Source organism: Ruegeria sp. CE6 (assembly GCF_056537485.1).
Map to the genome: position 1 here is coordinate 194226 of NZ_JBQFRR010000003.1, position 19912 is coordinate 214137.

Annotated in this window: 20 protein-coding genes; 15 read left to right on the forward strand and 5 right to left on the reverse strand. The window is 58.3% G+C overall.

Annotated elements, in window-relative coordinates:
• Positions 1-54 precede the first annotated feature (54 nt).
• The 3 genes from ACR0DK_RS14885 (at position 55) to uvrC (ending at position 3983) form a co-directional block, all read left to right on the forward strand.
• Positions 55-1017 (forward strand): calcium/sodium antiporter, encoded by a 963-nt coding sequence (locus tag ACR0DK_RS14885; RefSeq protein ID WP_170395605.1) that lies wholly within the window; start codon positions 55-57, stop codon positions 1015-1017.
• A 21-nt stretch (positions 1018-1038) separates the two neighbouring features.
• Positions 1039-1818, forward strand: coding sequence for an SDR family oxidoreductase (locus ACR0DK_RS14890; RefSeq protein WP_170395607.1), 780 nt, complete (start codon positions 1039-1041; stop codon positions 1816-1818).
• A gap of 290 nt (positions 1819-2108) precedes the next feature.
• On the forward strand, positions 2109-3983 hold the full coding sequence (gene uvrC, locus ACR0DK_RS14895) for an excinuclease ABC subunit UvrC (protein WP_480736838.1): 1875 nt from the start codon (positions 2109-2111) through the stop codon (positions 3981-3983).
• Here the strand turns inward: uvrC and ACR0DK_RS14900 are convergent.
• Positions 3980-4864 carry a DMT family transporter gene (locus ACR0DK_RS14900; RefSeq protein ID WP_223117503.1) on the reverse strand — a complete coding sequence of 295 codons (885 nt, stop codon included), beginning with the start codon at positions 4862-4864 and terminating at the stop codon, positions 3980-3982. The two genes, uvrC and ACR0DK_RS14900, sit on opposite strands and share 4 nt — an antisense overlap.
• A gap of 190 nt (positions 4865-5054) precedes the next feature.
• On the opposite strand from ACR0DK_RS14900, the gene pgsA reads away from it, so the two are divergent.
• The 3 genes from pgsA to ACR0DK_RS14915 are packed head-to-tail and all read left to right on the forward strand — an operon-like array spanning position 5055 to position 6417.
• Positions 5055-5723, forward strand: a complete 669-nt coding sequence (pgsA, locus tag ACR0DK_RS14905) for a CDP-diacylglycerol--glycerol-3-phosphate 3-phosphatidyltransferase (protein ID WP_170395613.1) — start codon at positions 5055-5057, stop codon at positions 5721-5723.
• A gap of 3 nt (positions 5724-5726) precedes the next feature.
• Positions 5727-5972 carry a molybdopterin converting factor subunit 1 gene (gene moaD, locus ACR0DK_RS14910; protein ID WP_170395615.1) on the forward strand — a complete coding sequence of 82 codons (246 nt, stop codon included), beginning with the start codon at positions 5727-5729 and terminating at the stop codon, positions 5970-5972.
• A 1-nt stretch (position 5973) separates the two neighbouring features.
• Positions 5974-6417 carry a molybdopterin synthase catalytic subunit gene (locus ACR0DK_RS14915; RefSeq protein WP_170408409.1) on the forward strand — a complete coding sequence of 148 codons (444 nt, stop codon included), beginning with the start codon at positions 5974-5976 and terminating at the stop codon, positions 6415-6417.
• A 5-nt stretch (positions 6418-6422) separates the two neighbouring features.
• On the opposite strand, the gene ACR0DK_RS14920 is transcribed toward ACR0DK_RS14915, so the two are convergent.
• The 3 genes from ACR0DK_RS14920 to ubiA all read right to left on the reverse strand — a co-directional run bounded on the left by ACR0DK_RS14920 (position 6423) and on the right by ubiA (position 9697).
• The gene (locus tag ACR0DK_RS14920; protein WP_170395619.1) at positions 6423-6743 is read right to left on the reverse strand and encodes a hypothetical protein; all 321 of its coding nucleotides are present in this window, start codon (positions 6741-6743) and stop codon (positions 6423-6425) included.
• Position 6744: 1 nt separating this feature from the next.
• The gene (locus ACR0DK_RS14925; RefSeq protein WP_170818560.1) at positions 6745-8667 is read right to left on the reverse strand and encodes an OmpA family protein; all 1923 of its coding nucleotides are present in this window, start codon (positions 8665-8667) and stop codon (positions 6745-6747) included.
• 67 nt (positions 8668-8734) lie between these two features.
• The gene (gene ubiA / locus ACR0DK_RS14930) at positions 8735-9697 is read right to left on the reverse strand and encodes a 4-hydroxybenzoate octaprenyltransferase (protein ID WP_170597229.1); all 963 of its coding nucleotides are present in this window, start codon (positions 9695-9697) and stop codon (positions 8735-8737) included.
• A gap of 12 nt (positions 9698-9709) precedes the next feature.
• On the opposite strand from ubiA, the gene ACR0DK_RS14935 reads away from it, so the two are divergent.
• The 9 genes from ACR0DK_RS14935 to ACR0DK_RS14975 all read left to right on the forward strand — a co-directional run bounded on the left by ACR0DK_RS14935 (position 9710) and on the right by ACR0DK_RS14975 (position 19031).
• On the forward strand, positions 9710-10435 hold the full coding sequence (locus ACR0DK_RS14935) for a 16S rRNA (uracil(1498)-N(3))-methyltransferase (RefSeq protein WP_480736844.1): 726 nt from the start codon (positions 9710-9712) through the stop codon (positions 10433-10435).
• Positions 10432-11280 carry a GNAT family N-acetyltransferase gene (locus ACR0DK_RS14940; RefSeq protein ID WP_480736846.1) on the forward strand — a complete coding sequence of 283 codons (849 nt, stop codon included), beginning with the start codon at positions 10432-10434 and terminating at the stop codon, positions 11278-11280. Before ACR0DK_RS14935 ends, ACR0DK_RS14940 begins: the two co-directional genes overlap by 4 nt.
• On the forward strand, positions 11277-11804 hold the full coding sequence (locus tag ACR0DK_RS14945; protein WP_170408404.1) for a hypothetical protein: 528 nt from the start codon (positions 11277-11279) through the stop codon (positions 11802-11804). Before ACR0DK_RS14940 ends, ACR0DK_RS14945 begins: the two co-directional genes overlap by 4 nt.
• 67 nt (positions 11805-11871) lie before the next feature.
• Positions 11872-13242 (forward strand): glutamate--cysteine ligase, encoded by a 1371-nt coding sequence (locus tag ACR0DK_RS14950; RefSeq protein ID WP_170408403.1) that lies wholly within the window; start codon positions 11872-11874, stop codon positions 13240-13242.
• Between the two features lie 70 nt (positions 13243-13312).
• Positions 13313-14386, forward strand: coding sequence for a phenylalanine--tRNA ligase subunit alpha (gene pheS / locus ACR0DK_RS14955; RefSeq protein WP_010443591.1), 1074 nt, complete (start codon positions 13313-13315; stop codon positions 14384-14386).
• Positions 14383-14919, forward strand: coding sequence for a hypothetical protein (locus ACR0DK_RS14960; RefSeq protein ID WP_480736849.1), 537 nt, complete (start codon positions 14383-14385; stop codon positions 14917-14919). The genes pheS and ACR0DK_RS14960 overlap by 4 nt, the downstream gene beginning before the upstream one ends.
• Positions 14920-15225: 306 nt before the next feature.
• Complete coding sequence (locus ACR0DK_RS14965) at positions 15226-16029, forward strand: CE1 family esterase (protein WP_480736851.1); 804 nt, start codon at positions 15226-15228, stop codon at positions 16027-16029.
• Between the two features lie 78 nt (positions 16030-16107).
• On the forward strand, positions 16108-18504 hold the full coding sequence (gene pheT, locus ACR0DK_RS14970; protein WP_480736853.1) for a phenylalanine--tRNA ligase subunit beta: 2397 nt from the start codon (positions 16108-16110) through the stop codon (positions 18502-18504).
• Between the two features lie 80 nt (positions 18505-18584).
• On the forward strand, positions 18585-19031 hold the full coding sequence (locus tag ACR0DK_RS14975) for a YtoQ family protein (RefSeq protein ID WP_170423625.1): 447 nt from the start codon (positions 18585-18587) through the stop codon (positions 19029-19031).
• Between the two features lie 51 nt (positions 19032-19082).
• On the opposite strand, the gene ACR0DK_RS14980 is transcribed toward ACR0DK_RS14975, so the two are convergent.
• On the reverse strand, positions 19083-19781 hold the full coding sequence (locus tag ACR0DK_RS14980; protein WP_223117509.1) for a glutathione S-transferase family protein: 699 nt from the start codon (positions 19779-19781) through the stop codon (positions 19083-19085).
• Between the last annotated feature and the right edge of the window lie 131 nt (positions 19782-19912).

Below are 19912 nucleotides of genomic sequence, written 5' to 3' on the forward strand. Positions count from 1 at the left end.
TGGGCGGTTTAGGATCGGCAAAGGCCCGTGTCCTTGCGAAGAAGGAGGCCGTGGATGACGGCATGGCTGTTCTCCGGCCTCGGGCTGCTGATCCTGTTGTTGGCAGGCGACGCGCTGGTGCGAGGGGCCGTGAACCTCAGCCTGCGGTTGGGGGTTCCCGCCCTGATCGTCAGCCTGACAATAGTTGCCTTTGGAACTTCGGCCCCTGAGCTGCTGATTGCAATCAGCGCCATCAAGGAAAACGCGCCGGGCATTGCGTTGGGTAACGTGGTGGGCTCGAATACAGCGAATATCTTGCTGGTTCTGGGATTGCCCGCGCTTCTGGCGACCTTGCACACAAGTGAGTGCGACAGCCGCAAGAACTACATCTTCATGCTTCTGGCGTCGGTGTTATTTATCGGGTTGGCTTTTTGCGGGGTCTTTAATCTGCTCAGCGGGGCAATTTTGCTGGCTGCGTTGGCTCTGATCCTCGGCAACGCGTTTCGCGAAGCACATGCGCACCGTAAAGCCTGTGGTGAAGCTTGTGCCGATGAGGACGAGCTTGAGGGTCTTGAGGAAGCAGATCCTGACATGCCTTATTGGAAGGTGGCGATCTACCTGATCCTCGGCTTGATCGGACTGCCAATGGGTGCGCATCTGCTGGTCGAAAATGCGACCGTCATTGCCCGGAACTATGGTGTGAGCGAAACAGTGATCGGCCTTACGCTGATCGCGGTGGGTACGTCCCTGCCGGAACTGTCGACAACCGTCATGGCTGCCCTGAGGCGACAAGCGGATGTGGCACTGGGTAACGTCATCGGATCGAACATGTTCAATCTGCTGGCCATTGTCGGCATTACGACCTTGTTTGGGCGTATTCCCGTCGATCCTGAATTCCTGCGTTTCGATCTGTGGGTGATGCTCGGCGCGTCGCTCTTGTTGGTTCCTTTTGTATTCTTCAAGAAAGATATCACACGCGTCTGGGGCCTGATCTTGACAGCGCTCTATGTGATCTATGTTGCAAGCCTGTTAGCCTGACCTGACGAGGAGAATGAGCCCATGACCCGAGCATTGGTGACCGGTGCCGGTAAACGCCTTGGTCGTGCCATGGCGCTGTATTTGGCGCAGCGCGGAATGGATGTCGCTGTGCACTATTCCAGTTCGGATCAGGCCGCGCGTGAAACGGTTGATGAGGTTCAGGCGCTGGGCCGAAGGTCAGTTGCGCTGCAGGCCGATCTGCTTGATGAGGGGCAAGTCAGCTCATTGCTGCCGCGTGCAGCTGAGGCGCTGGGTGGTCCGATCACCTGTCTGGTCAACAATGCATCGATATTTGAGTATGACAATATACACACAGCTACCCGCCAAAGCTGGGATCGGCATCTCGACAGCAATCTGCGCGCACCATTCGTACTGACCCAAGCCATGGCCGAGCAGGGGTTGCAGTCGGAGCTTGATGATCAGGGAGAGCCTCTGGCGATTGGGCTGATCGTGAACATGGTGGATATGCGGGTGCGTAAACTGACGCCTGAGTTCATGTCATACACGATTGCCAAGATGGGGTTGTGGGCCTTGACCCGGACTGCAGCGCAGGCTCTGACACCCGCAATCCGTGTGAACGCGATCGGCCCCGGTCCAACGCTGCAGGGTCATCGCCAAAGTGATGCTCATTTTAGCGCTCAGCGGCAGAACACGATTCTGGAGCGCGGCGCGAACCCGTCGGATATTACTGCTGCGCTGGGATACTTTCTGGATGCACATGCCGTTACGGGGCAGCTTCTTTGCGTCGATGGTGGGCAACATTTGGGTTGGCAAACACCCGATGTTCTTGGTGTAGAATAAGTAAATCTGCTGCAAGTTTTGCACCGCTCTCATCTCTGTTACTCGAGCGTTACAAAAATGTCTTAATTTTCATACACTTGTCGCAGATCAAGAAAATTATCCTTTAAAAACAACGTCATAATTTCCTGCCTATTTTTTGTGCAGATCAACGAAAAGGCAAGGATTCAAGGGAAAATCGTGATGCCCCAAAAGTTATCTGCACAGTTATCCACAGAAGCCGTGGATTTGTTTTCTCTTGATCTGAAGCGCACAAGATTGCAGCCATGGTCAGAGAATCATATCTCAGACTCATGACCGCTAGCACTGATTCCGAATCGTCGACCCAAGCCAACGGCTATGCCTGCATTCAGCGTTATGTGAAAACGCTGGACAGCTCGCCGGGTGTGTATCGGATGTTGGATGGGGACAGCCGAGTTCTTTACGTAGGTAAAGCGCGAAACCTGAAGGCGAGGGTATCGAACTACACCCGCCCGGGGCACTCGGGTCGGATCGAGAAAATGATCGCCGCAACTGCCTCGATGATGTTTCTGACCACTCGGACCGAGACCGAGGCGCTGCTGCTGGAACAGAACCTGATCAAGCAGCTCAAGCCCAAATACAACGTATTGTTGCGGGATGACAAAAGCTTCCCGAATATTCTGGTCGCCAAGGATCATGCCTTTCCGCAGATCAAAAAGCACCGAGGGGCGAAGAAAGAAAAGGGGGCTTATTTCGGCCCCTTCGCCAGTGCAGGCGCGGTGAACAGGACGCTGAACCAGCTGCAAAAGGCGTTCCTGCTGCGGAACTGTTCGGATTCCATGTTCGATAGCCGGACCCGGCCGTGTTTGCTCTATCAGATCAAGCGATGTTCTGGACCGTGCGTCGGACTGATCTCGGAAGCCGATTATCGTGAAAGCGTTAAGGATGCCGAAAGGTTCCTGTCAGGCCGATCTACCAAAGTGCAGGAAGATCTCGCCGCGCAGATGATGGCTGCCTCCGAGGCGATGGAGTTCGAACGAGCCGCCGGTTTGCGCGACCGTATCCGGGCGCTGACGCAGGTGCAGACGTCTCAGGGCATCAATCCCCGCGGCGTGGCCGAGGCTGACGTCATTGGCCTCTACATGGACAGCGGTCAAGCCTGCGTTCAGGTGTTTTTCATCCGGGCCAACCAGAACTGGGGTAACCGCGATTTCTATCCGCGCGTCGGCCCGGATGTGTCACAGGCTGAGGCGATGGAAGCGTTTCTGGGCCAATTCTACGACAATAAGGAACCACCCCGGCAGTTGATCCTGTCTGATGCGATCGAGAATGCCGATCTGATGCAGGAGGCATTGTCGGAAAAAGCTGGACGCAAGGTGGAAATCCTGGTGCCCCAACGCGGTGAAAAGCAGGAACTGATCGCTGGTGCCTTGCGCAACGCACGTGAATCGCTGGCCCGGCGGATGTCGGAAAGTGCCACGCAGGCCAAATTGCTACGCGGTGTGGCCGAGGCCTTTGATCTGGACGCGCCGCCGAACCGGATCGAGGTTTACGACAACTCTCACATTCAAGGCACCAATGCCGTGGGTGGCATGATCGTCGCGGGCCCAGAGGGGTTCATGAAAAACGCCTATCGCAAGTTCAACATCCGCGGCGATGATCTAACCCCCGGCGATGACTTCGGCATGATGAAAGAGGTCCTGACCCGCCGTTTTACGCGCCTGCAAAAGGAAGATCCGGATCGGGACAAAGGGCATTGGCCCGATCTGCTGCTGATCGACGGTGGTGCAGGGCAGGTGAGCGTCGTGAATGAGATCATGGCCCAGCACGGGGTCGAGGATATCCCGATGGTCGGTGTCGCTAAGGGTGTCGATCGCGATCACGGCAAGGAAGAATTCCACCGCATCGGGCAGCGCCCTTTTGCGCTGAAACGCAACGATCCCGTATTGTACTTTATCCAGCGCTTGCGGGATGAGGCGCATCGCTTTGCCATCGGCACCCATCGCGCGAAACGCGCCAAGGCGGTTGGTGCAACGCCACTGGACGAAATCCCCGGCGTCGGGGCCGCGCGCAAACGCGCCCTGCTGACTCATTTCGGCAGCGCCAAAGCGGTGAGCCGAGCCAATTTGGCGGATCTTAAAGCCGTCGAGGGGATTTCAGCCGGGTTGGCGCAGAAGGTCTATGACTTCTTCCATGACAAGGGCTAGGCTTTTCGCCCCCGCCAAAGGATATAGAGGCCCGACGCCACGATGAGGCCGCAGCCAATCCACATGGTCTGATCCAATCGCTCGCCAAACATCACCACGCCCAAGCCGATACCGAACAACAGCCGCGAATAGCGAAACGGCGTCACAGATGAGACCTCGCCGGTGCGCATCGCCTTCATCAGCGCGGCATAGGCCATGACTCCCATCACAATCGCCCCGCCCATGTGCAGGCTGACATTAGGCGTCAGAGTTTGCAGCGATGTTCCTTCCCAGAATCGATAAGCCAAACCCGCGACAATGATGCAGAGGAAGCCATAGAACCCCAGAACCTCAGTGCCCAGTGTTGCGGGCGCGGCGCGGCTGGCCAGATCGCGCCCCGCAAAGCCGAGCATCCCCAGCACGGCAAGGATTGACAGGGCCGAGAAGCTGTCTCCGGTCGGTTGGATGATGATCACAACGCCAACAAGACCGATCAAAATGGCGCTCCATCGCCGCCAGCCGACGGATTCACCAAAGAACAACGCGGCCCCTGCGACGACAACCAGTGGTGTGGCCTGAAGGATCACCGTAGCCGAGGACAGTGGCGTCAAAGCGATCGCCAATACATAGAAAAGCCGTCCTAGGATCTCGAAGACCACACGTACCTTCATCGGGCGCGACAACACGTCGGGCTGGAACAGACGCGTGCTACGTACTGTGGCAACCGCTGCGTAGATTACTGCACCGCCCGCACCGAAGAGAACAAGCACTTGCCAGATCGGGATCGACGCCGAAGCCGCCTTAAGCAGCGCATCCTCCAGCGCGAACAGTGCCATTGCGGCGACCATCCAGGCGCTGCCGATCAGATTTGACCGGGGATCGGTTTGAATATGCGGTGTCATGTCAGCTCTGGGGTGTTGTCTGGTTGGCCAGCCGACAATCTGACGCCAAAGCAATCAAGTGCCAAGATGAAACCTGTAATGTGACCACCGCTGCGACGCTTTGACTTTTAAGACAGCAAACGCTTGTGCTGGGTCAGTTTTTTAAGACCCTGTCTTTTCTGTCTTGAACCGGCGATGTAGGGTCCAAGCCATGAAATGGAACCTGCCGAATATTCTGACTGTACTGCGCCTTGTGGCGGCCCCCGGTCTCGCCGTGATGTTTCTGTATTTCACCCGTCCCTATGCGGATTGGTTTGCTTTGATTCTGTTCCTGTCAGCGGCGATCACCGATTGGTTCGACGGGTATCTGGCGCGCGCCTGGAAACAGGAAACGAAGATTGGCGCCATGCTGGATCCCATTGCCGACAAGGCAATGGTGGTAATCGCGCTGATGATATTGGTGGGCTATTCGACTGAACACTGGACACCATGGCTGGTCCTGCCCGCTACAGTGATCCTGTTTCGCGAAGTCTTTGTCTCAGGCTTGCGAGAGTATCTGGGCGATGTGGCCGGAACCCTGAAGGTCACCAAGCTAGCCAAGTGGAAAACGACGGCACAGATGGTAGCGATCGCGATCCTGTTCTCGCAGGGGATATTCGAGCACCATTTTGTGATGGCCACGTTTGGCATGGATGCGACAACCATTGATCAGGTTCTGGCAGGGCAGGTCGAGGACCTGAACAACATCCGCTGGCATCTTGAGGCCATGTTCTGGTCAGGTCGTATCGGGCTATGGCTGCTCTGGATTGCCGCGACGCTGACATTGATCACAGGCTATGACTACCTACGTAAAGCCATGCCCCACCTGAAGGAGAGCTAACCGATGAACGTGCTGTATTTCGCTTGGGTGCGCGAACGCATCGGCCTGCCGAAAGAGAAGATTGAAACCGAGGCCGCAACAGTCAGCGATTTGGTCGCGGAACTGAGCGCGCGTGAGGATCGCTATGCTGCTGCCTTTGCCGATCTGTCGGCCTTGCGCGTGGCGCTGGACCAAGAGCTTTCGGATTTTGACGCCCCACTGACCGGTGTACGCGAGGTTGCGTTCTTTCCGCCCATGACGGGTGGCTAGAATGCGGATCGTCGTGCAGGAGGCCCCGTTCGATCTGGGGGCCGAAGCCAACGCTTTTGCCGCCGGGGACGATGCCAACGGGGCCATCGTGACCTTCACGGGCGTTGTGCGCGATCTGGCTTCGGGCGATCTGGATGTGATGGAGATCGAGCACTATCCTGGCATGACCGAACGCGCCCTAACCAAGATCGCGGAAGAGGCGCAAGCCCGTTGGTCACTGGGCAACGTTCTGGTGATCCACCGCCACGGAAGGCTTGCGCCGGGTGACCGGATCATGATGGTCGCAACCGCCGCACCACACCGCAAAGATGCGTTTGAGGCGGCGGAATATCTGATGGATTACCTTAAGTCTCGCGCGCCATTCTGGAAGAAGGAAATCACCACGTCCGGAGCAGAATGGGTGGCTGCCAAGGACGAGGATGAAGACGCGCTGACCCGCTGGTAGGGTGCCTAGTCTGCGTTGTTGATCCGCCCGCGCATCTCTTCGGCTTCCTGCCGCGCCGCGCGCAGCCCTTCCATTGCGGCATTCAACTCGGCTTCGGTTTGAGTCAGCTGGTTGGTCAGCTCTGCCTCGCGCTGCTGAAGATATGTGATTGCCTGATCGCGTGTTTCTTCGGCCTCGTGCAGTTCCTGACTCATGCGGTCAAGATCGGCCACGTCGCTTTGGCGAACACGGGACAGCCGATGGGCCAGCCAGTTGGCGAACCAACCCATGCAGAAAGCTGCGAACAGGATGATGGCTGTGGCGATGATGAATTCTGTTCTGTTCAACTTACTGGTCCTCTGAGCCTGCATCCGGTGCGTCGGTTTCAGGTGTCTCGATTTCGGCCTCAGATTCGGCCTCGGCTTCCATCGCCTCAAGCCCGGTCAGGGTGTTGGCCACGGGTTCAGGACGGATCAGGCGAAACTCGATGCGGCGGTTCTCTTCGCGGCCTTCTTCGGTTTCGTTATCGGCGATGGGCTGCGTCTCGCCATACCCGACCGCAGAAAAGCTTGAGGTCGGCACGCGCCGTCCGCGCAATTCGTTCAGGATCGACTGTGCGCGCGACTGGCTGAGCTGCTGGTTCATCTCTTCACGGCCCTGACTGTCGGTATGGCCCTGAATCTCCAACCGGATGGGGCCACATTCGCGCAGGATGTCAGCGATCTGGTTCAGGGCATCGCGCGAGTCGGCGGCTACTGTGGCTGAACCCGGTTCGAACGCAATCTTTCTGGCGGCCTGTACCTCTGCCAGCTGCTCTTCGCAGACCTCAGGGTCGGGCGGCGCGTCGGCGGGTGCGGGCGGCTCCTGATAGGTGATTGACAGGGTGTAATCCTGCGCCTCGCCCAGCTTGTCCGACAGCATGCCGGCGATCCGGGCCTTGGCGTCGGGATCATGGCTGATGCCCGACAGCGCTACATTGTCCGGCGTAACGGTCAGGGCGCCATTGTGCAGTTGCGACAGTGCCTCCAGCCCGGCCAAGACGCGTATGGGCCAATCCGCGGGCAGGTCCGGTGCAATCCGGGTGGCTGTGTGCACCTGCAATGATCCAAAGGCGGCACGTGCAAAGCTGTCGGTCATTTCACGCAGCGTTTCGTCACTCAGACGGCCACGCAGTTGAACCAAACCCTCAGGGCTACGTGTTGCGACGAATTCAATAGGCCCAGTCGGGTCATCCGGTTCGGGTTCGGGAAGAATTGCATGCAAGGCGAAGACCTCGGGCAGCGTATTTTCGAGCTCTCCCACGATGCGGTCGAACTCCAAAGGGTTAGTCCCTTGTGTGGCAACTAGAGTGATATCTGCATCCGACAGAGTAACTGAACCCTGACCAAGTTCGGATAGCGCACGAATGCTGAGCTGCGCTGCATTCGCCCAACGCGGAGACGGTACGCCTAGCCCAATGGTGCAGGAATAGGGGCCGGTTAATCCGGCCTCTTGTGCTGCAGCGACGATGATGTCGCGCGCAACTTCATCCTGGGCCGAGCACGCATCAAACTGCCCGCCATCCTCATCTATCAGATAGCGCAGCGTGAATGGTGTGATTACCGGGCGAGGTGCCGAAATCGAAAGGCCGATTCGCAGACCTGGTGGCGCGGCGCGGCTCAGGTCTTGTTCCAGCTGGTCTTTCTCTTGCTGGCTATCGGCAATGGCCGTGATACGCACCAACCCTGGGCTGGCAGATATCTTGGCCCGTGGCAAATCCGAGAGCGCTTCGATCGCATAGTCGATTGCCTGATCCCAACCGTCTGGCTTGGGATAGTCGGCACTTTCCATCAGGTCCGAAACTGACGCGTCCCGATCAAGGCGTTGCAGCCTGTCTACCAGATCATCGCGATCCAGAGCCGCAGGTACTAGCCCGATAATCGAAATTCCACTGTCATTGCGCAAGATCTCGGTAGAAAAGCGGGGCGGTGTCAGATCGGCGGTGGGAGCAACCTCCATCTCGTCAATGACGCGCGAGGTGTCGACCTCGGTGCCCGCAGCGATCAGGGCGTTGAATCGGGTCGCCTCAGTCGGGGCCGTGCCGGTCAGAACGACACGCAGGCCGTCGGATTCGACTTCGGCCCAATCATGCCCCTGCAAGTTCAAGGCCTTTCGCACGGCCAGTTCCGAGGCGTCTTCGATCTTGCTGACCGCAAATCCAGCGACCACCAGCGATAGAACGGCGGACACCGCGAAAATCAACGCAACAGCTAGGGCGTAAGGCAGACGCATGGGCGAAATCGAGACTCCTCGGGCGGTTGGTTCCGGGACTCATACAGAGCGCAGCACAGAGGTGCAATCAGAGGAAAAGGGCGACGCAGAGGAAGATCAGCGGAATCAAGCCGGTGTCACGATTGGCCCGGAAAAGCTGCAGCAATTTGGCGTTGTCCTCCGTGTCCAGCCCCCGCAATTGCCAGGCCAGATGCCACCCCATCGCCCAGGGCCCGCCAAGGGCGACCGCCAAAGCAAGAACCGATGTCCCGGGCAAAGCCGCGTCGATAATTGCAAAGGCCATTAGACTGACGGTTCCAATCAGAAAATACTTGAGCCAACGGGCGGTATCGGTGCCAAACAGCCGTGCGGTGGACTTGATGCCGATCAGCTCGTCATCCTCGGCATCCTGATGGGCGTAGATCGTGTCGTAGAACAAAGTCCAGGCGATTCCTGACAGATAAAGCATGATCGCAGGCCAGCCCACGGTGCCGGTATGTGCTGCCCAGGCCAGCAATGCGCCCCAGTTGAAGGCCAGCCCCAGAAAAATCTGCGGCCACCACGTAAAACGTTTCGCATAGGGATAGATGGTAACAGGCAGCAAAGACAGAACCCCCATCGCAATCGCGGCCCGGTTGAAGGTCAGAAGGATGGCCAGGGCCAACAGACATTGCAGCACCATCCAGAATACCGCCTGACGGACACTCACCTGGCCTGAGGGAATCGGGCGCGACCTTGTACGCTCGACCTTCCCGTCAAACTCTCGATCGGTGATGTCATTCCACGTACAGCCCGCGCCACGCATCAAAAACGCACCAATGGCACAACCAACTGCGATCCAAAGATCCTCCCATCGTGGTGCGCCGTCGCTCAGGATGGCCAAGGCCAGACCCCACCAGCAGGGAATCAGCAGCAGCCATGTGCCGATGGGTCGGTCTGCACGGCTGAGCCGCAGGTAAGGGCGGGCAAAGGCGGGGGCGTGGGTGTCGACCCAATTGCCGGTTACGGCATCGGCGACCTGACCGTCTGGTGTTGGGGCATTGCCTTGCATATGTAGGGTCTCATGAATGCGAAGATCAGACTGTATGTAGAGCACCCTTTGGGTCCGGGGCAATCGGTTCCTTTGACGCGTGAGCAGGCGCATTATCTGTTCGGTGTCATGCGCCTGTCGGTTGGGGGCCGGGTCGCCCTGTTCAATGGCAGCGATGGCGAGTGGCAGGCAGAGGTAGCAGAAGCAAGTAAACGAGGCGGTATTCTGTCGTGCGTGGAGCAATCGAAACCTCTGCAATTACCGCCCGATCTGTGGCTTCTCTTTGCACCGATCAAGAAGGCGCGGACCGATTTCATCGTTGAAAAAGCAGCTGAAATGGGGGCCGCACGGATCATACCGGTGCAGACCGAATTCACCAACTCCGAGCGCATTCGACAGGATCGCTTGCAGGCCCACGCAATTGAGGCGGCCGAACAATGTGGCGGCACTTTTGTGCCTGAGGTCGCTGACCTCCAGCGATTGGATCGTATCCTGGGCGCGTGGCCCGATGATCGCCAATTGATGTTCTGTGACGAGGCTGAAGCCGGCTCGGCCCTGCGCTTGGCAGAGAATGAGAAAGGCAAGCCGTGGGCGATCCTGATCGGCCCCGAGGGCGGGTTTTCCGAGCCAGAACGTAAACGGTTGGCGGAGCTACCATTTACCCATGTGGTCAGCCTCGGCCCACGCATCCTGCGCGCCGATACAGCAGCCGTTGCGGCGATGACAATGTGGCAGCAAGCGTTGGGAGATTGGACGTGACGTGGCAATTGGCGCAGGAAACGGACCTGTCCAGGATCGACACGTTTTTGTCCCAACATATCCAAACATCGATGTTCCCTTTGGCCAATCTACGGGATTTTGGCCTGTGCGGTACGCATCCCCGGTCGTTGAATGCATGGACGCTTGGCAGCCCGTTGCGTGCGGTCTTTGCCATAACAAATGAAGGCATGATCCTACTGCAATGTCCCGACTGTTCGGATACCGAACTTGCCGCAGCGATTGACCTTATTCGAGGCCGGGCCCTGTTCGGCATCGCGGCTGAGGCAACGCAGGCTCGTCGGATAATGCAGTTGGCAGGTTGGGAGGGGCGACCCGCGACCCTGAACAGCGATGAGCCGGGGTTTTCCCTGGCGTTGGATCGACTTCAAATACCGGATTTCAGTGGGGCAGATCTCATGCCGCTTACAGATGTAGACCGTTCGGTCCTTGAAGACTGGCGAGAATGCTACCTCATCGAAGCCATGGATTTTGATCCTGTGCGCGCACAGACGCAGGCTGGGAAGGACATCAAGACCTATATCGAGCGGGATTCGCATCGAGTTTTGCTGCAGAATGGCCTACCGGTCAGCATGACCGGCTTCAACGCTCGCTTGCCTGAAGTGGTGCAGATCGGCGGTGTCTACACGCCACCCGATTTACGAGGGCGGGGCTATGCGCGTTTGGCTGTTGCCCTGCATCTGGTTGAGGCGCGCGACGCGGGAGTTTCCAGGGCTGTCCTCTTTGCGGCTTCCGATGCGGCAGCGCGTGCCTATATATCCATTGGGTTCCAGCCTGCGGGTCAATACTCGCTGATCCTGTTCAAAAACCCGGAGGACGTGGCATGAGTTTCTTTCGACCCGAAGCCAAACTCGCCCTGTGGCGCTGGCGCGAAGTGCTGGTAGCAGGGTTTGTTCTGATCCTCGGCCTCAGCTGGATCAGCGGCCCCGGCGGATTGCTGGCGTGGTTGGGATGGCTGCTGATCGTCGTCTCGATGGCACTGGCGGTGATCGGAGTGCAACGCGCGCGCTTTCGCAATGGTGCGGGCGGGCCGGGCGTGGTGACTATTGATGAAGGCCAGATCACCTATCTGGGCCCGCTCGACGGCGGCATCGTTGCAGCCCGCGAAATCGAGCGGTTGGCGTTGGATCCGACCTCGCAACCTGCGCATTGGGTTTTGGATCAGCCAGGGCAGCCGACCCTTCACATTCCGGTGAACGCCGAAGGGGCCGAGGCACTGTTTGATGTGTTCTCAGCACTTCCGGGGCTTAAAACCGAGCAAATGCTGTCGGAACTCAACGGTCGTGCGGCACATCCGGTGGTGATCTGGGAACGCACGCCGTCACGGCCTGCGCACCTTAGGCTGCATTGACACTGGCGCGGTTTGCGCTCAGGACTGACCGCCAAGACAGACACATCAGGATCGGAGCACGGGTCACATGTCCATCCCCCAGTCCGGCGGCGGACCGATCGAACGCCATGAGCAACTGGCCGAATATCTGGAATCGGGCTGCAAGCCCAAGGAAGATTGGCGCATCGGAACCGAGCATGAGAAGTTCGGCTATTGCAAAGACACTCTGAAACCTCTGCCGTTTGAAGGCAAACGGTCGATTGTGGCCGTGCTGGAAGGTCTGCGAGACCGCCATGGCTGGGCTGAAGTGCGTGAAGCTGGACATTTAATCGGGCTTGAGAAGGACGGCGCGAACGTCAGCCTGGAACCAGGCGGTGCGTTGGAACTGTCCGGCGCTCCGCTCGAGACAATTCATGAAACGTGTGATGAGGTGAACACTCACCTGCGTGAAGTGAAGGATATCGCCGATGAGATCGGTGTCGGCTTTATCGGTCTGGGCGCAGCCCCGATCTGGACCCATGAAGAGATGCCGTTGATGCCTAAGGGCCGTTACCGGCTGATGAACGATTATATGGAGAAAGTCGGCACCATGGGCCGCGCCATGATGCGGCGCACCTGCACGGTTCAGGTCAATATCGACTTCGGGTCCGAGGCCGACATGGTGCAGAAGCTGCGCGTCGCGCTGGCCCTTCAGCCGGTCGCGACGGCGCTGTTTGCGAACTCTCCGTTTTTCGAGGGCAAGGTGAACGGCCAGAAAAGCTGGCGCAGTTATATCTGGCGGCATCTGGACGATGCACGGACGGGCATGCTGCCCTTTGTGTTCGAAGAAGGCTTCGGGTTCGAACGCTATGTACAATATGCGCTCGATGTACCGATGTATTTCGTCTATCGCGACGGCCAGTATATCAACGCGCTGGGCATGTCGTTCCGCGACTTCCTGCAGGGCAAACTGCCTGCACTGCCCGGTGAGACGCCGACTCTGTCCGATTGGGCCGATCACCTGACCACGGCATTTCCCGAAGCGCGGATCAAGAAATTCATGGAGATGCGCGGTGCCGATGGTGGCCCATGGCGTCGCCTATGCGCTCTGCCTGCATTCTGGGTTGGTCTGACCTATGACCAAACCGCGCTGGATGCCGCTTGGGATCTGGTCAAAGGCTGGGATGCCGAGACGCGCGAAGCGCTGCGGGTTGAGGCTGCCAAGGATGGTCTGCAAGCACAGGTTGGCAACATCAACATGCATGATCTGGCGCGCGAAGTGGTCTCGATTGCCGAGGCTGGTCTGGCGTCGCGCGCCCGCCCCGGCGCAGGTGGTCTGGTGCAGGACGAGACGCATTTCCTGAACGCGCTAAAGGACAGCATCGATACGGGCAAGGTTCCCGCTGATGAGTTGCTGGATCACTACAATGGCGACTGGAATGGCGACCTGACCCGGATTTATCCCGAATACAGCTATTGATCCCCACCGTCCTGCTTGCATTCGCGGGGCGGGGCCGATAGCAGGTTGGCGACCAAATTCAGAGGGCGTCATGGACGATCTTAAGGCAAAATATCTGGGCCAAATCGCCGAAGCTGGCGATGAAAACGCGCTTGAGGCGATCCGCGTCGCCGCCGTCGGCAAAAAAGGCGAGGTCGCGCTGAAGATGCGCGAGCTGGGCAAGATGACCCCCGAGGAACGTCAGGTCGCAGGCCCCGCGCTGAACGCCCTGAAGGATGAGATCAACTCGGCGCTTTCTGCCAAAAAGGCCGCGCTTGCCGACGCCGCGCTGGATGAGCGTCTGCGCACCGAGTGGCTCGACGTTACACTACCGACCCGGGCACGTCGTCAGGGCTCGATCCACCCGGTCAGCCAGGCGACCGAGGAACTGACCGCGATCTTTGCCGAACTGGGTTTCTCGGTGGCCGAAGGGCCGCGGATCGAGACCGACTGGCACAACTTTGACGCTCTGAACATCCCCGGCCACCACCCTGCGCGGGCCGAGATGGACACGTTCTACATGCACCGCGCCGAGGGCGACAATCGCCCGCCGCATGTGCTGCGCACCCATACTTCCCCAGTGCAGATCCGCTCGATGGAACTGCAGGGCGCGCCGATCCGCGTGATCTGCCCGGGCGGTGTCTACCGCGCCGACTATGACCAGACCCACACGCCGATGTTCCATCAGGTCGAGGGGCTGGCCATCGACAAAGACATCTCGATGGCGAACCTGAAATGGGTTCTGGAAGAGTTCGTGAAAGCGTTCTTCGAGGTCGACGACGTCGAGCTGCGCTTCCGCGCCTCGCACTTCCCCTTCACCGAGCCGTCGGCCGAGGTCGATATCCGCTGTTCCTGGGATAACGGCCAGCTGAAGATCGGCGAGGGCGACGACTGGATGGAGATTCTGGGTTCCGGCATGGTCCACCCCAAGGTGATCGCCGCCGGTGGGATTGACCCCGAGGTCTATCAGGGCTTTGCGTTTGGGATCGGGATCGACCGTCTGGCGATGCTGAAATACGGCATTCCGGATTTGCGGGCGTTCTTTGATTCAGACTTGCGTTGGTTGCGCCATTATGGGTTTGCTGCGCTGGATATGCCGAATTTGCATGGTGGTTTGTCGCGTTGAGTGGTCAATGGATTAGTTCAGCCGCACTAGTTGCGCTTGTTGTGGCGATTATTGTGTTTCCTTGGCAGCGAGGGCTCGAGCACAAATACCTAATAAAAAAGGAAAAGAGAGAACTCTATCGACTGCTACTTGCCAAGTTTTCCAAGGTTCGCGAAGCGCTTTTGGAACACGAATACGAGTCCGCAGCTCGGTTTCTTGCCGAATTTGAAGGGTTGTCTTACGAAGCTGATTTGCTGACATCCATGGAAGTATCGAATGCGTTGCGTGATGTTTCTGGTCACTGTGAAAAACAAATTAAGCCTCTGCCTCAATTATACGAAGACTTGTGTTACCAACAAAAAAAGGAACCTGAAAAAGCGGACGCTACGTCTGAAAAACTTGCAGAGGCTGCATTTAAAATAGGCTATGCGAACGGGTTTCTTACTACGCTGTTGAAAGAGGATATTGAACAAACTGCTTCAGTGTTCGATTGGAACCGAAAAAAACGGGTTGCTATACTCTTGGAAGCTGTCGATCAGAAATTTGGTGATTGAAACGGAATTCTTTATGAGCGCGGAGCAAAGGCCGATAGGCTGCCGCGCTATCGCCAGACCGCCCGCACGGGCTGGCGATTTGTCTCCGTTAGCGTTCCGTTTGAACGTTTCGCGGATTTGGCTGGCATAAAGTGCCGAACACAAACCCCTGATTGTCACCCCGCGGTCTGGCGATAGCGCGGCTTTGTGATTTGATCTGGTGTAGGGTGGGGTTTCACCCCACCGTGAGGCGGTTGGTGGGGTGAAACCCCACCCAACACCAATAAGTTACGTGACAGGGCGGCGCATGTCGCTAGGCTCCGGCCTATGATCTATCGACTGCTTTTTCTTCTGCTGACCGCGACCCCGGCCCTTGCGATGGGTCCGTGGAAATCTGACTGCCACGGCGATTCCGCCTGTGAGGTCGGTGACCGTTCGTACCATGTGCTGGAACCCGATGGCTGGGATGGCGAAACGCCTCTGCCGGTGCTGCTGCATTTCCACGGCTGGGCGCGGCAGGGCGATGTGGTGGTGAACCATGAACGTATCGCCGGGGCGACTAAGCTGCGCGATGTGCTGTTGGTGGCTCCGAATGGGCTGGGCAAAAGTTGGAACTTCTGGACTGCTGATACCGCAGACGTGCCGTTCGCAGATCGCGTGCTTGAGGACGTCGCCAAACGCTATCCCATTGATCCTGAGCGTATCTATGTCTCGGGCTATTCTTATGGCGGCGCAATGGCATGGCGCTATGTCTGCCAGTCGGGCAATGACATCGCCGCGCTGTTGGCGGTTGCGGGCTCGATCCGCCAGACCGAGGACTGCCCGGAAGCCCCGCGCGAGGTGCGCCATGTGCATGGGCTGGACGATACGGTGATGGATTTTCCCTTTGGGCCGGACGGCGATACGACCTATCCAGTGGCTCTGTGGAAGACGAAGTTCAACTGCAACGGCGCGACCCCGCGCGGGGATTGGAGCGTGAAGCCGTTCCTGACGCTCAGCCGGGTAGAGTGGACCGATTGCGCGCAAGGGCAGGTGACACTGGACACCCACCCCGGCGGGCACTTTATTCCCCACGGCTGGATCGGCTGGCAGCTGGACGAGCTTTTGGGTCGCACCCCCACCTATCCGTGAGCCGCAGCGCTTGCACCTTGGCGCAATCTTTGCCATTGCCTGTGCCGACTGAATGTTTGCCGAAAAAGGCCCGCTGCAATGAAATTCACTCTGTCCTGGCTGAAAGACCACCTCGATACGGATGCGTCGGTTGATGAGATTGCCGAAGCACTGACCGATCTCGGGCTTGAGGTCGAAGAGATCGTCAACCCGGCGGACCGTCTGGCGGGCTTTACGCTGGGCCATGTGAAACATGCCGAGAAGCACCCGGACGCCGATAAGCTGCGCGTTTGCACGGTTGAAACCGACGAGGGCGATCTGCAGATCATTTGCGGCGCGCCCAATGCGCGCGAAGGCATCACCGTGGTGGTTTGTAAACCTGGTATGTATATTCCCGGCCTGGATATCACCATCAGCGTCGGCAAGATCCGTGGCGTCGAGAGCTTTGGCATGATGGCATCCGAGCGCGAGCTTGAGCTGTCGGATGAACATGACGGGATTATCGAGCTACCTTCGGGCGAGGTCGGCGACAAGTTTGTCGATTGGTTGGCTGAGAACGATCCGTCAAAGGTTGATCCGATGATCGAGATCGCGATCACGCCGAACCGCCCGGATGCGCTGGGTGTTGCGGGTATTGCGCGTGATTTGGCCGCGCGCGGGTTGGGCACGCTGAAAGTACGCGATTACACTCCGGTGCCGGGTGATTTCGAAAGCCCGATCAAAGTGTCGATCGACGAGGATACGCTGGACGGCGCGCCGCATTTCACCGGGCGTCTGATCCGTGGCGTAAAGAACGGCCCGAGCCCTCAGTGGCTGCAGGATCAACTGAAAGCGATTGGTCTGCGTCCGATCTCGGCTCTGGTGGATATCACCAATTATATGACCTTCGACCACAACCGTCCGCTGCACGTGTTCGACGCGGACAAGGTGCAGGGCAATGTGCGGGTGCATCGCGCCAAGGGTGGTGAAAAGCTGGTCGCGCTTGATGAAAAAGAATACTCCCTTCAGCCTGGCATGATGGTGATTTCGGACGACAAAGGCCCGGAATCTATCGCGGGTATCATGGGCGGCGAGGAAACCGGTTGTACCGAGGAGACTGTGAACGTCTTCCTTGAAAGCGCGTTCTGGGATCATGTACAGATCGCCCTCACAGGTCGGGCGCTGAAGATAAACTCGGACGCGCGGTATCGATTCGAGCGCGGCGTCGACCCGGAATACACGCGCGAAGGGTTGGAGCATGCGACGCAGATGATCTTGGATATCTGCGGCGGTGAAGCCTCGAATGTGGTCGAGGCGGGCAAAGCGCCGAACCACGCGCGGGCCTACAAACTGGACGCGGCGCGCGTGCAGTCCTTGGTCGGGATGGAGATTCCGGAAAGCGAGCAGCGGCAGACACTGACCCGTTTGGGCTTTCGTCTGGATGGCGAGATGGCGCATGTGCCCAGCTGGCGACCCGATATCATGGGGGAGGCCGATCTGGTGGAAGAGGTTGCGCGGATCGCTTCTCTGACCAAGTTGCAGGGTATTCCGCTGCCGCGTACGACGGCGGGTATCCCCAAACCGGTCATGACAGCCACGCAGCGTCGCCAGTCGATGGCGCGCCGGACCTGTGCAGCGCTGGGGTATAATGAATGTGTGTCTTACACCTTCATCGATCAGGCCTCGGCGGCGCTGTTCGGCGGCGGTGACGCAGCAACCATGTTGGAAAACCCGATCTCGTCCGAGATGAGCCATATGCGCCCTGATCTGTTGCCTGGTCTGCTGCAAGCGGCGGCGCGCAATCAGGCGCGGGGTTATGCCGATCTGGCCTTGTTCGAGGTCGGGCCGGTGTTCCACGATGGTGAGCCGGGGGATCAACAGACACAGGTTACCGGCCTGTTGGTTGGGCGTAGCGGTCCCAAGGACGTACATGGTGCTTCCCGTCCCGTTGACCTGTTTGATGCCAAAGCCGACGCAGAGGCGGTGCTTGCCGCCATTGGTGCGCCTGCCAAGGTTCAGATCCTTCGTGGCGGCGATGCCTGGTGGCACCCGGGTCGGCACGGCAAGATTTGTCTGGGCCCCAAAAAGGTTCTGGGCGTTTTTGGTGAATTGCATCCGCGCGTGTTGCAGGCGATGGACATCAAGGGCCCGGCGATGGCGTTCACCATTTGGCCGGATCAGGTGCCGATGCCACGTAAATCCGGTGCGACCCGTTCTGCCTTGGAATTGCGCGACCTGCAGGCGGTCGAGCGCGATTTCGCCTTTGTTGTAAATGCGGATATCGAAGCTCTGACGTTGGTCAATGCGGCTGCGGGTGCTGATAAGGCTCTGATCGAGGACGTGCGCGTCTTTGACGAATTCATTGGCGGTAGCGTCGGCGAGGGCAAGAAGTCTCTGGCCATTACCGTAAGGCTCCAGCCGTCGGACGCGACCCTGAAGGAAAAGGATATCGAAGCGGTCAGCACCAAGATTGTCGAAAAAGTGGTGAAAGCCACTGGCGGCGTCTTGCGGGGATGAGTTGGTTTTCGCCTCCGGCGGGAGTATTTTTGAAATGATAAAGGGGCCATTGCGCCCCTTTTTCACGGGAGGAGAGAAAAATGCTGAAGGTCTATTTGTCCGGTGAGATTCACACGGATTGGCGCGAGCAGATCATTGCGGGCGCCGATGGGTTGGATGTTGAGTTCAGTAGCCCGGTCACCGATCACGGTGCTTCGGACGATTGCGGTGTCACGATCTTGGGGGCCGAGCCGAACAAGTACTGGCACGATCACAAGGGTGCCATGGTCAACGCGATCCGGACCCGCAAGGGCATATCAGACGCGGATGTTGTGGTTGTACGCTTTGGGGACAAATACAAGCAGTGGAACGCGGCATTTGACGCGGGCTATGCGGCAGCACTGGGCAAGTCGATCATTGTTCTGCACGGGGCTGATCATCAGCATGCGCTGAAAGAAGTAGATGCAGCAGCACTCGCCGTCGCTGAAGAACCCGCGCAAGTTGTTGAGATCTTGCGCTACGTTCTAACAGGCGCGCTGCCTGGGTAACCCGATGGCCCGTGGCGGCGGATTTGGATCCCGCCGCACAGGCCTTGTGTTTCAATCCCGTGAGGGGATGTTCAGTCCTCTTTGCACTGCGGGTCGATCCAGGAACCTGTCCAGATAGCGCGTAACGTTGCCATAGCTTTCCCAGCCTATGACATCCTTGACGCCGTAATAATCTAAACCGCGCAGCCACGGCGCGATTGCGATATCGGCGATCGAGAATTCTCCGGCGATCCAGTCTTCGCCGTCCAGTTGCCGGTCGAGAACGTTCAGCAGGCGTTTGGCCTCGGACACGTAGCGTTCGCGCGGGCGGGGGTCTTCGATTTCAGCCCCTGCGAATTTGTGGAAATACCCAAGCTGGCCAAACATTGGTCCGATACCGCCCATCTGGAACATAACCCATTGGGTGACCCGGTGCTTGTCGCCTTTGTTCTGACCCAGCAGCTTACCGCTCTTTTCAGCGAGGTACAGAAGGATTGCACCGCTTTCGAACAAAGCCAACGGAGCATCGTCGGGCCCGTTGGGATCAATGATCGCCGGGATCTTGTTGTTCGGGTTCAGCGAAAGAAACTCCGGGCTTTTGACATCTGCATCGGCCAGTGTGACACGATGTGCCTCATAAGGCAGGCCGGTTTCTTCCAGCATGATCGACGCCTTTACCCCGTTGGGTGTGGGGAAGGAATAAAGCTGAATCCGCTCGGGGAACTGTGGGGACCATTTATTCATGATCGGGAATTGGATTGTGTCCAGCATGATGGGCTCCTTTTATCGCGCCTGTCTCAGTCAATCTGGTAATTTGTGGCGCTTTTGTAAGGTCCAATTCTGTGCGTGATCGGTCAGTCGATGTTTGCTGGGGAACAGCAGGGGGGAAAACTCGGAAATCC

What these genes read in the sequence shown, in the direction of transcription:
- ACR0DK_RS14935 (WP_480736844.1), top strand. Translation starts at nt 9,710, where the DNA reads ATGAATGCGAAGATCAGACTGTATGTAGAGCACCCTTTGGGTCCGGGG.
- ubiA (WP_170597229.1), bottom strand. Translation starts at nt 9,697, where the DNA reads ATGCAAGGCAATGCCCCAACACCAGACGGTCAGGTCGCCGATGCCGTA.
- ACR0DK_RS14890 (WP_170395607.1), top strand. Translation starts at nt 1,039, where the DNA reads ATGACCCGAGCATTGGTGACCGGTGCCGGTAAACGCCTTGGTCGTGCC.
- ACR0DK_RS14965 (WP_480736851.1), top strand. Translation starts at nt 15,226, where the DNA reads ATGATCTATCGACTGCTTTTTCTTCTGCTGACCGCGACCCCGGCCCTT.
- pgsA (WP_170395613.1), top strand. Translation starts at nt 5,055, where the DNA reads ATGAAATGGAACCTGCCGAATATTCTGACTGTACTGCGCCTTGTGGCG.
- ACR0DK_RS14900 (WP_223117503.1), bottom strand. Translation starts at nt 4,864, where the DNA reads ATGACACCGCATATTCAAACCGATCCCCGGTCAAATCTGATCGGCAGC.
- moaD (WP_170395615.1), top strand. Translation starts at nt 5,727, where the DNA reads ATGAACGTGCTGTATTTCGCTTGGGTGCGCGAACGCATCGGCCTGCCG.
- ACR0DK_RS14915 (WP_170408409.1), top strand. Translation starts at nt 5,974, where the DNA reads ATGCGGATCGTCGTGCAGGAGGCCCCGTTCGATCTGGGGGCCGAAGCC.
- pheT (WP_480736853.1), top strand. Translation starts at nt 16,108, where the DNA reads ATGAAATTCACTCTGTCCTGGCTGAAAGACCACCTCGATACGGATGCG.
- ACR0DK_RS14980 (WP_223117509.1), bottom strand. Translation starts at nt 19,781, where the DNA reads ATGCTGGACACAATCCAATTCCCGATCATGAATAAATGGTCCCCACAG.
- ACR0DK_RS14885 (WP_170395605.1), top strand. Translation starts at nt 55, where the DNA reads ATGACGGCATGGCTGTTCTCCGGCCTCGGGCTGCTGATCCTGTTGTTG.
- pheS (WP_010443591.1), top strand. Translation starts at nt 13,313, where the DNA reads ATGGACGATCTTAAGGCAAAATATCTGGGCCAAATCGCCGAAGCTGGC.
- ACR0DK_RS14950 (WP_170408403.1), top strand. Translation starts at nt 11,872, where the DNA reads ATGTCCATCCCCCAGTCCGGCGGCGGACCGATCGAACGCCATGAGCAA.
- ACR0DK_RS14945 (WP_170408404.1), top strand. Translation starts at nt 11,277, where the DNA reads ATGAGTTTCTTTCGACCCGAAGCCAAACTCGCCCTGTGGCGCTGGCGC.
- ACR0DK_RS14975 (WP_170423625.1), top strand. Translation starts at nt 18,585, where the DNA reads ATGCTGAAGGTCTATTTGTCCGGTGAGATTCACACGGATTGGCGCGAG.
- uvrC (WP_480736838.1), top strand. Translation starts at nt 2,109, where the DNA reads ATGACCGCTAGCACTGATTCCGAATCGTCGACCCAAGCCAACGGCTAT.
- ACR0DK_RS14925 (WP_170818560.1), bottom strand. Translation starts at nt 8,667, where the DNA reads ATGCGTCTGCCTTACGCCCTAGCTGTTGCGTTGATTTTCGCGGTGTCC.